Source organism: bacterium (assembly GCA_028820935.1).
GTDB lineage: Bacteria > Actinomycetota > Acidimicrobiia > Spongiisociales > Spongiisociaceae > Spongiisocius.
The window spans coordinates 111,202-121,435 of record JAPPHZ010000038.1; the positions used below are offsets into that span (position 1 = coordinate 111,202).

Annotated in this window: 9 protein-coding genes; 7 read left to right on the forward strand and 2 right to left on the reverse strand. The window is 67.2% G+C overall.

The genetic code is table 11. The annotated features are described in order from the left end of the window. Position 1 precedes the first annotated feature (1 nt). Both OXM57_11655 and OXM57_11660 read left to right on the forward strand, forming a co-directional pair. Complete coding sequence (locus tag OXM57_11655; protein ID MDE0353334.1) at positions 2–1,453, forward strand: c-type cytochrome; 1,452 nt, start codon at positions 2–4, stop codon at positions 1,451–1,453. Positions 1,454–1,455: 2 nt separating this feature from the next. Then, positions 1,456–1,809, forward strand: a complete 354-nt coding sequence (locus OXM57_11660) for a sugar transferase (protein MDE0353335.1) — start codon at positions 1,456–1,458, stop codon at positions 1,807–1,809. Positions 1,810–1,883: 74 nt separating this feature from the next. Here the strand turns inward: OXM57_11660 and OXM57_11665 are convergent, their stop codons facing one another. Next, positions 1,884–2,498, reverse strand: coding sequence for a redox-sensing transcriptional repressor Rex (locus tag OXM57_11665; GenBank protein MDE0353336.1), 615 nt, complete (start codon positions 2,496–2,498; stop codon positions 1,884–1,886). A 139-nt stretch (positions 2,499–2,637) separates the two neighbouring features. Here OXM57_11665 and OXM57_11670 point away from each other — a divergent pair, with 139 nt between their 5' ends. Continuing rightward, positions 2,638–4,983: a S41 family peptidase gene (locus OXM57_11670; protein MDE0353337.1), complete on the forward strand. Its 2,346-nt coding sequence runs from the start codon at positions 2,638–2,640 to the stop codon at positions 4,981–4,983. Between the two features lie 63 nt (positions 4,984–5,046). Here OXM57_11670 and OXM57_11675 read toward each other — a convergent pair whose 3' ends face one another. After that, positions 5,047–5,829 carry an aldolase/citrate lyase family protein gene (locus OXM57_11675; GenBank protein ID MDE0353338.1) on the reverse strand — a complete coding sequence of 261 codons (783 nt, stop codon included), beginning with the start codon at positions 5,827–5,829 and terminating at the stop codon, positions 5,047–5,049. Positions 5,830–6,060: 231 nt separating this feature from the next. On the opposite strand from OXM57_11675, the gene OXM57_11680 reads away from it, so the two are divergent. From OXM57_11680 to argJ, 4 genes are all read left to right on the forward strand, one after another. Beyond that, a complete protein-coding gene (locus tag OXM57_11680) occupies positions 6,061–6,804 on the forward strand; it encodes a redoxin domain-containing protein (GenBank protein MDE0353339.1) in 744 nt (247 codons plus the stop codon). Then, positions 6,801–7,379, forward strand: coding sequence for a hypothetical protein (locus OXM57_11685; protein MDE0353340.1), 579 nt, complete (start codon positions 6,801–6,803; stop codon positions 7,377–7,379). The genes OXM57_11680 and OXM57_11685 overlap by 4 nt, the downstream gene beginning before the upstream one ends. A 160-nt stretch (positions 7,380–7,539) precedes the next feature. Beyond that, positions 7,540–8,811: a DUF4143 domain-containing protein gene (locus OXM57_11690; protein ID MDE0353341.1), complete on the forward strand. Its 1,272-nt coding sequence runs from the start codon at positions 7,540–7,542 to the stop codon at positions 8,809–8,811. A 136-nt stretch (positions 8,812–8,947) separates the two neighbouring features. After that, on the forward strand, positions 8,948–10,183 hold the full coding sequence (gene argJ / locus OXM57_11695; protein ID MDE0353342.1) for a bifunctional glutamate N-acetyltransferase/amino-acid acetyltransferase ArgJ: 1,236 nt from the start codon (positions 8,948–8,950) through the stop codon (positions 10,181–10,183). The last annotated feature ends 51 nt before the right edge of the window (positions 10,184–10,234 follow it).

A 10,234-nucleotide genomic window follows, 5' to 3' on the forward strand; every position in this document is an offset into this window, starting at 1 on the left:
GGTGTCAACCCTCGTCGTCACGGTAGTTGCGCTGGGAGCGATCGCCTGGTTCGCCTACCTGGTGGGGTCGGGATCGCGCCGCGACCGCCAGGATCCGGTGCCTGCCAACCTGTCCGTCTCCCAGACCGACGACGAGATGGAGACCAGGCGGCTCGATCGAGCCCTGGTCGGGGCAGTTGTCACCGCCGGGTTTCTCACCCTCGCCATGCCCATCTACTACCTCACCGAGCTGGACCGCCAGGAGGGCTTCGTGGACGAGTTCTACCAGGGCTCCCTGGTCCGGGGCCACGAGGTGTGGCTGGAGTTCGGCTGCGGCGACTGCCACGGCGCCAACCTGGCGGGCGGGGTGGCCTCCTTCCTGGAGGAGCGTTCCCAGGTCAACGTGGCCGGCTGGGCGTCGCCTGCGCTGGACGACCTGTTCTACCGCTATAACCGGGACGAGGCCCGGTTCTGGATCACATACGGCCGGGCCAACACGCCGATGCCGCCCTGGGGTCTCGACGGCGGGGGCCCTCTCAACAGCCAGCAGATCGACGATCTCCTCAACTACATCGAGTCGCATCAGGTGAGCCAGACCGAGGCTCTGCTCAAGGTGGGAGGTCTGGTGGCGGGCGCCTCGAGCAGGCGGGATGGCGCAGCCGACGTGGTGGGTGGCCAGATCGCGGAGCAGGAGCAATTGATCGAGACGATCCGCACCTCCGGGACCTCCTCGGCCGCCCTCGGCGACATAGCGGGGCGCGCCCGGTACCTGCTGGACGGCGCGGCCGAGGGTATCGACACGGACGGGGACGGCCTGTCCGACGTCACCGAGACCGGCCTGACCGCCATCTTTGCCGAGGCGCACGCAGCCGGATACCTGGCCACGGCGGTCACGCTCGACCCCCGCAACGCCGAGACCCTGATCGGGATCGGTGACGCCACCTCGGCTGCCACATCGGTGGGCGACCTCGAATCGGGAGCGACATCCCTGACCATCACCTTCCAGAACCAGGAAGTCCTGGGAGAGCAAGCGCAGTTCGGCCTCGGCTTCCTCCAGAACGCGGCCCGACAGGCCCGCTGGGAGGTGGATGTCCAGGCGGTGGCCGATGCCTCCTTGGGCGGGGACGCCGTCGCGGCGGATCGGGCGGTGAACCTCTACAACGCCTACTGCGCCCGTTGCCACACGGCCGGCTATTCGGCCGGTCCCGCCTTCCAGCAGCTCCAGGCTTCCGGAGCGCTGGGACCGTCTCTGAGGGGTGGTCGCGCGCTAACCCAGTTTTTGACCGGCGAGGACATGTACGAGTTCATCGCCGCGGGGTCGACTTCCGGTGAGGGCTACGGGGTCAACGGTGTGGGCTCGGGCCGGATGCCCGGCTTCGGCATGGTCCTGTCCGCCGAGGACCTTGATCTCATCGTCCGGTACCTGAGGGGGGCGACCCTGGACGGATCCGAGTACCTGGCCGAGGGGGGCTGACGATGCGCGAGCTGTTCCGAGCCCTGCTCTCGCAGAACCTGCTGTTCACCGGGATCGTGCTGACCATCGCGGCCGTGCTCGTGTTTTTCGGGAGCGTCTACCTCCTGCAGTACACGAACCTGGGCAAGCGTCTCGCCATCCTGGTTTCGGGCGCCGGCATCTTCGGCTGGACGACGATCAACTCGATCCTGTTCGTCCTCTATGCCCCCCGAGGGCCCCGCCCGGTCGATTTCGAAGGGCTGAACGCCTTCGAGATCCGGATCATCCCCGGAGCGTTCGCAGCCGCCTCGGCCATCCTCTTCGCCATGTTCGTGGTGGCTCTCCACCGCTATGAACGCGATCAAGAACGCGAATAGTTTCTAGTTTCTAGTCTCTAGTCTCGGATATAGATTACTAGTAAGTATGATATTCACTTCTACACAACTAGCAACTAGTTAATGTAGTAGCCCAGGATCTGGAGTTCGGTGGCAACATCCACCTGTCTCAGATGGATGTCGTCGGGTACCTGGAGGACGGTGGGGGCGAAGTTCAGGATGGAGCGCACCCCGGCCTCGACCAGCATGGTCGCCACCTGCTGAGCGGCCCCCGCCGGGGTGGCGATGATCCCGACCGAGATGTGCGTGGCCCGCGCATCGCCGGGTAGCCGGGAGATGTGGCGGACCTCCACCCCGCCCAGGCGGGTCCCGATCTTGGAGGGGGCGGCGTCGTAGAGGCCGACTATGCGAAAACCTCGGTTGCCGAAGCCGGTGTAGTTGGCCAGCGCCGAACCCAGATTGCCGATGCCCACCACGGCCACCGGCCGGTCGGCCGTCAGGCCGAGGGCGTGGCGGATCTGGTCGTTGAGTTCCTTGACCCGGTACCCGACGCCGCGGATCCCGAAGGTTCCGAGGTAGGAGATGTCCCGCCGGACCCCGGCGGCGGTCAGATTGCTGAGGCGGGCCAGCTCGCGTGAGGAGATGGTCGCCTGTGACGGGGGTAGCCGCTCTATGCATCGCAGGTAACGCGGCAGGCGCTCGACCGTGGCCGACGGTAGGTCCGACTTCATCGGCGAGAGGTTAACGGCGTCAGGGAGGGCCAAATCCGCCCCGGCTTCTTGCCGCGGGCAAGCAGCTGCGGCTCGAGGCGATGCCGGCATACCACCCGGAGAGGACTATCGTCAGCGTGTGTCGACCCGGTACCCATCGGTGACGAAGCCATCCGGAGTTGCGGGGAAGCGCTCCGGGGCCTACCTGGTCACCGCCGTGATCGTCCTTTCCCTGCTCGTTCCCGCACCACTTGCAGCATCCGCGGAGCCCGAGGGGAGCCTGCCGCGGACCGCCCAGACCGATGGCGGAGACGGAGCCCAGGCCCTCCCGGCAGGCCGGGTGACGTGCCAAGAGGCGCCGGCAGTCTTCCTGGTGCTGTGCGATGTCCACAGGTTGATCACCAACAACTACGTGGATGGGGTCGACGGTCAGGAACTCGCCTCGGCGGCTGCCGAGCGGGTGAGAGAGGCCGGCCTCGCCGAACGGACCGATGGGGAACCACCGGCATGCCCGCTGCCCTCTTCCGAGTTCGAGGAGGTGTGCGAGGCGATCGATCGGACACAGGACACCGCCGCGGCGGTCGGGGAGGCGGTCCGGGGGATGGCCGGGTCGCTCGACCGCAACTCCCGCTACCTGACCGCCGCGCAGTACAACCGGTTCCGGACGAACCTCGAGAACCGGGGCACCAGCGGTCTGGGTGTCGCGTTCGCTCTGGTGGAGGACGGCCGGCCCTGCCTGACGGTGACGGCCACCTGCCGGCCGGTGGTTGCCGAGGTGTATGCGGGAAGCCCGGCCGAGAGGGCCGGTCTCATGGTGGGCGACGAGCTCCTGGAGTTGGGGGATCGGTTCCCGGCCGAACTCGGTTGCGCGGACGTGTCCCGCCTTGACCGGTTCGCGGCGGGTGAGGATGTGTCGATCACGGTCCGGCGGGATGTGGTCCTGAGCGGGACGATCAGGGCGGCGCGGCTGGCCATACCGGTGGCCAGGGGGATGGTCGTGGACGGCAACATCGGATATCTCAGGCTCGACGTCTTCAGTTCCACGGCGGACGGCGCGGTGGCAGAGGTGCTCCGCGAGTTGACCGATCCGCCTATCAGCGGCCTCGTGCTGGACCTGCGCGGCAACCCTGGCGGGTATATCGACTCGGCGGTGGGTACGGCCGGCGCCTTCCTGCCGGACCTGTCGGCGATCGTCCACTTGTGGAGCAGGGATAGCGTGGAGACCGTCAGGGCTCGAGGTAGGGCGATCTCTCCCGATCCCACCCTCCTGCCGATGGTGATCGCGGTGGACGGCGGCAGCGCCTCGGCCTCGGAGATGGTGACCGGCGCTCTCAACGACCAGGGTCGCGTCACGGTGGTCGGTCGGACGACCTTCGGCAAGAACACCGGCCAGACCTCCTATCACCTAGAGCCTGAGGGCAGGCTGGTCGGCGTGCTCCAGCTCACCACCCTCAGGTGGTTCACCCCCCATTCCCGGAGCGTCACCGGGGGAATCGGGCCCGAGGTCACCATGGACCTGCCGTCGTGCCTGCTGCCGGCCGAGGTCGCGCGGCGCGCCGTCTCGGCGATCCGCCCGCGCGTCGCGAGCGTGGCCATCACGTCGGAACCCCTGGACGGGACCGCATACGCGGCCGGGGAGAAGGTGATGGTCACCGTGACCTTCGACTCGCCGGTGGTCGTGTTCCGCGACGGTGGCAGTCCTACCCTGAACCTATGGGTAGGAGACGATCGTCGGGTCGCCCTGTACGAGTCGGGTTCGGGCACGCCTGAGCTGGTGTTCGGGTACTCGGTGATCGGCGGCGATGCAGGTCCGGACGGGATCAGCATCCCCGCCGATGCGCTGCGGCCCGGCTGGGCCAAGATCGGGCTGGTCGCCGGCCTGGAGGCCGTACTGGGCCACGATGCGGTGGCTGCCGATCCGCGACAGAGAGTGCGCGGCACGGCTCCGCCGGCCCGGTCTGACGTGTTCATCGACATCCGGGAGAGCGCGCACCGGTCCGACATCGAACGGATCGTCGCCGCCGGGATCATGGAGGGATGCGGCACCGCCGAAAGCGGTGACCTGTTCTGTCCGGATGTGGCGGTGAGTAGGGCGCAGGCGGCGGCTTTCTTGAGCCGGGGTTTGGAGTTGCCGCCGGCGACGGGTGATTTCTTCGTGGATGATGATGGTTCTGTCTATGAGGATGCGATCAATCGTCTTGCCGAGGCCGGTATCACCGCGGGCTGTGATTCCGATGGTGGCTTGTTCTGTCCGGATGTGGCGGTGAGTAGGGCGCAGTTGGCGGTCTTCTTGAGCCGGGGTTTGGAGTTGCCGCCGGCGACGGGTGATTTCTTCGTGGATGATGATGGTTCTGTCTATGAGGATGCGATCAATCGTCTTGCCGAGGCCGGTATCACCGCGGGCTGTGATTCCGATGGTGGCTTGTTCTGTCCGGATGTGGCGGTGAGTAGGGCGCAGATGGCCACGTTCCTGGTGAGAGCTCTCGGGCTGGGAGCATCGACGTAGCCTCTGGCCACGGACCCCTTATCATCATCTAGCAGCTAGTAAACACCAACTAACAACCAGCGACTAATACAATGCCGGGTGGGAGCGTTCCTCGTCGGTGAGGGCGGCGTCGGCGATGCCCCGGGCTAGGGCGGCTCGGAGAGCGGGCAGGTCCACCACCATCGTCACCATCTGGAATCCCCGTGCCACGCGGTCCGCCGCCGTACCGGGTGTTGCCTGGATGCCGGGACGAACGCCGTGGCGATTGCAGGCTTCCACTATGTGATCGAGCATGTCCAGGAACGGCTGGGCGGTGGTACCCGGCTGGAAGCCCATCGCCACGGCCAGGTCCGAGGGCCCGACATACGCCACATCGATACCCGGAACGGAGAGGATGTTGTCCAGATCGGCGATGGCTTCCATGGTCTCGATCATCGGCATGCAGGCCACCTCTTCGTTGGCGCGCTGGTAATAGTCGGCGCCTTCGGTGATCAGCGCCCGGCCTGCGCCGATACTGCGGACGCCCACCGGAGGAAAGCGGGTGTACGAGACGGCCGCGGCCGCCTCCTCGACCGAGTTGACCATCGGGATGATGACTCCCATCGCCCCGGCGTCAAGAACGCGGGAGATGTTGGCCGTTGATAGTTCCGGCACCCGCACGATCGGCGTGACACTCCCTGTGTTCAGCGCCGCCAGCATGCGGACCGTGTCGTCGAAGCCGATGAATCCGTGCTGGCAGTCGATGACTACATAATCAAGGTCGTTGGCGGCTACCGCCTCCGCCACCAGCTGGCTGGGAATCGATACCCAGCTACCCAGCGCAGGCCGGCCCGCCGCCCATTTGGAACGAAGTGGATTTGGTCGCATGGCGCCGGATATTGGCACGCCGATTCCGCGTTGCCTAATCCCCGATCACGGTCCTGGCGGGCCGGGTAACACAAACTGCAGGAACCGGTAACGTGATCGCATCACCGAGGAGGGCGCCACGCCTTTGCTGTTTCCCATTGGTCACTCGAGCCGAGGAGGTCCGCCGGTAGCGACCCCCGTCGCGCCCGCTCAGGGGGCCGGTCGCGGTGGGCGGTCTGGAGCGGACGGCTGATGGAAGCCCCTCCACCCCGGAGGAGTGCGGCCGTCGCGGTGGCGGTCGTGCTCGCATTGCTCGTGGTGGCGATCGGAGTTTCGCGGCTGGTGTTCGAGGACCGTGAAGTGACCGCGGCCGGTGATTCCCCGGATACGTCCGCTCCGAGCGTCGCTCCGGCCACGGTCGGTACGACCGCGGCGGAAGGCACGACCACGGCAGCCGGGGTGACCACCACCGTCCCGCCGAGCACCGAAGCCCCCGTGGCAACGACCGCGCTGGCGGTCACCGAGCCGATCGATCCGCCGCCCGTGCTGAGGCAGGAACACCCGCCTCTCAAGGACATCGACGGCTGGCTGCAGTCGGACGTGACCTCATTGGAGGAGCTGCGGGGCAAGGTGGTGATCGTCGAGTTCTGGACCTTCGGCTGTTACAACTGCCGCAACCGCCTCCCCTTTACCCAGGACATCTACGCCGCCTACCGGGACCAGGGCCTCGAGATAGTCGGCATCCATTCCCCCGAGTTCGCCTACGAGAAGGAGGTGGACGCCATAGTCGAAGCGATGGACCGGCTGGGGGTGACCTGGCCCGTCGTGCTGGACACCGATCGCCGGACCTTCCGGGAGTGGCAGGGATCACCCGCCTACTGGCCCCGCACCTACGTGCTGGACCGCCTGGGCCGGGTGCGCTTCGATCACATCGGTGAGGGCGCCTACGGGGCGTTGGAGGACACCGTGATGGCGCTTCTGGCCGAAGCTCCGTGAGCCTCCTCGTCGAGGCGCTCCGGTCCGCGCTCCTGCCCTGTTCCTATTCCATCCTGCTGATGGCCCTGGTGCTCCTCGGCCTGCGGAGGCGGGGCGAGCGAGCCGAGGTGCTGGGGCTCTTCTATCTGGGGACCGTGCTCCTGGCCTGGCTTCCGCTGGCAGGCGTCAACCTGATGCTCGACCACCGGCTCGGCGGAGCCGCCGTCCTGGCAGCAGGTCTGGCCCTGACCGCCGGACGGTTCCGGGCCGGATCGGGCGGCGCCGTCCTGGTGGGGGCCTTCGCCGGCGCCACCTGGGTGCCCTGCGTCGGTCCTCAACTCGGCTCGGTCCTGACCAGCGGCCTGGCCGAGCCGGCCGGCGCGGTCCTCCCGATGGCCCTGTACCTGGCCGGGGTGATGGTTCCGTCCGCGCTGATCTACCTATGGGCGGCGAAGGACGCAGGTTTTGCCAATTTCCTGGAGCGCCCTCGCGTGAAGACCGGCTTCAAGGTGGTGGCGGTGCTGATTCCCGTTGCGGTGGCCACCGGCGCCTACGACCGCCTGGTGGGCGAGCTGGCCCGCCTCTCCAACCTGTAGAGGCCGCGCACATCCCTCTGACCTGTAGGACAGAATCCGTCTGAGTTGTAGGATGAACTCTGTCTAATCTGTAGGATGAATTCTGTCTAACCTGTAAGATGAACTCTGTCTAACCTGTAGGATGACGCCGACGAAGCTCTGAGGAAGGGGCAGACCGGGTATGGAGAGGAGGCTTACGCCAGGCGGCTACCTGCCGCGGCTGGTCGACGCCGAAGTCCGGGCTGGGCTCGAGACCTCTGCGGCGGTGGTCCTAGACGGTCCCAAGAGCTGCGGCAAGACCTGGACGGCGCTACGACACTCTCGCAGCGCCGTCATGTTCGACCGCGACCCGGACGCTCGCCTGTCTGCGGCGGTGAACCCCGTCCGTCTGCTCGAGGGGCCCTACCCCCGCTTGCTGGACGAGTGGCAGACAGCCCCCGAAATATGGAATGCCGTCAGGGGCGCCTGCGATGACGGGACCGGCCCCGGTCGCTTCATCCTGACCGGATCGGCCGTACCGCCAGACGACGTGACTAGGCACTCCGGCGCCGGCCGTATCCGCCGGATCCGGATGCGGCCCATGTCGTTGCTCGAATCGGGTGAGTCGACCGGTGAGCTGTCCCTCGCTGCCCTTCTCGACGGCGGTAGATGCGACGCCGGACGGCCTGATGTGGACTTCGATGGCGTGGTCGAGGCGGTATGCCGTGGGGGATGGCCCCGCCTGCTCGGGCTTGCCCCGAGGCAGGCCCAGGCAGAGCTCCGGGGTTACCTCGACGAGATCTGCCGCACGGATGTCTCTGCGGTCGATGCGACACCCCGGGATCCGGTAGGGGTCAGCCGTCTGGTTGCCTCGTTGTCGCGCAACGTCGCCACGGAGGCGTCGGTCTCGAAACTCTCGGCCGACACGGGCGGGGAGCGGCCGGTCAACCGGACCACCGCCACGGCCTATTTGGCAGCCTTGGAGCGGCTGTTCGTGGTGGAGGACCTACCGCGCTGGCCTACCCACCTCCGCTCACGCCAACCGCTCCGTGGCGCGCCCAAACGCAACCTGGTCGACCCCTCTCTCGCCGCGGCTCGGCTCCGGGCCACTCCCGCGCGATTGGCAGTCGAGCTGCGAACTTTCGGATTTCTTTTCGAATCGCTGGTGGTCCGTGACCTGCGCATCTACGCGCAGGAGGCCGACACGGCCGTATGGCACTACCGGGACGCCGATGGAGTCGAGGTGGATGCCATTGTCGAGGCCGGCGACGGCCGGTGGGTTGCGGTGGAGGTCAAGCTCGGCGGCGCTCGGCTCATCGACGACGGAGCGTCCTCCCTGCTCGGGTTCCGGGACAAGGCCGAGAAAGACGGGCTGCGACCGCCCGACAAGCTGCTCGTGGTCACCGCCACCGGTTATGGATACGAACGCGCAGACGGCGTGGCGGTCGCTCCCGTCACCGCACTGGGTCCGTGAGTCCGCCTCCTTACACGTAGGATCACACCCTCCGCTCCTCCCCGGCGGATGTGCCCGGTTTCGACCGGGTCGATCCGGTCTAGCATGCTTGCTCGTCATGGGTATTTCTCCGTCCGATACTCCGGGGGCCGGCGCGATGCGGGCCAACCCGCATGGTGGGAACGCGCTGGGGATCGTGGTCCGGGAAGTGGCGTTCCCGTCCGGGTTCGGCCTTCATACCGGCAACATCGGGATCAAGGACCGGACCGAGGACGTGATGATCCTCTCCGCCCCGCCGGGCACGACGGCGGCCGGCGTCTTCACCAAGAGCCGGTTCTCGGGGCCGAGCGTCACGCTGAGCCGGGAGCATGTCGCCGACGGTAGGGCGCGGGCGGTGGTGATCCTCTCCAAGAACGCCAACGTGGCCACCGGCCCGGTGGGCGATGCGAATGCGGCGGAACTGGCCGAGTTGACCGCTCGGGTGGTGGGCTGTGACACACCCGAGGTGATCATCGCCTCGACCGGCGTGATCGGCGTGCTGTATCCGATGGACAAGATCCGCGCCTACATGCGCCGCCTCGAAGCAGGCGAGACGAGCGCTTTCGATGAGCCCGGTTCGGCCACCGCGGCGGCCACCGCCATCATGACCACCGACACCCACGCCAAGGTGGCTGCCGCCCAGGCCGGTCCGGCTCGGGTGGTGGGTATCGCCAAGGGGGTGGGGATGATCGAGCCCGACATGGCCACGATGCTGGCGGTCATCGCTACGGATGCGGCCGTCGATCCGGCCTCCCTGGATGCCGTGTTCCGGCGGGTGGTGGACCGCACGTTCAACGCCCTCAGCATCGATACCGACACCTCGACCAGCGACATGGCCGTCGTGCTCGCCTCGGGCGAAGCCGGACCGGTGGACGGGGCCGCCCTGGAGGCCGCCCTGGACGAGGTCTGCCTGGACCTGACCAGGCAGCTGGCGGCCGACGGAGAGGGCGCCGAGACGCTCATCGTGGTCACGGTGGACGGCGCCCGGGACGATGCCCAGGCCAAGAGGGTGGCCAAGTCGATCGTCAACTCACCCCTGGTGAAGACCGCGGTCCATGGCCGTGATCCCAACTGGGGCCGGGTGGCCATGGCGGTGGGGAAGTGCTACGAGGATGACATCCTGGCGGAGCGGATCACCATCCGCTTCGGCCCGACAGAGGTGTACCCGGCGCCGATCACCCCCATGGTGCTGGAGGAGCTGGAGCGGTACCTGGCGTCTCCGGAGGTGCTCATCCATGTCAACCTTGGCGTGCCGGGGGACGGTTCCCGCTCTCCGGGGACGGGCTCATTCACCGTGTACGGGTGCGATCTGACCGACGGCTACGTGCGTATCAACGCCGACTACACAACGTAGTTGCTAGTTGCTAGTTGCTAGTTGCTAGTTGCTAGTTGCTAGTTGCTAGTT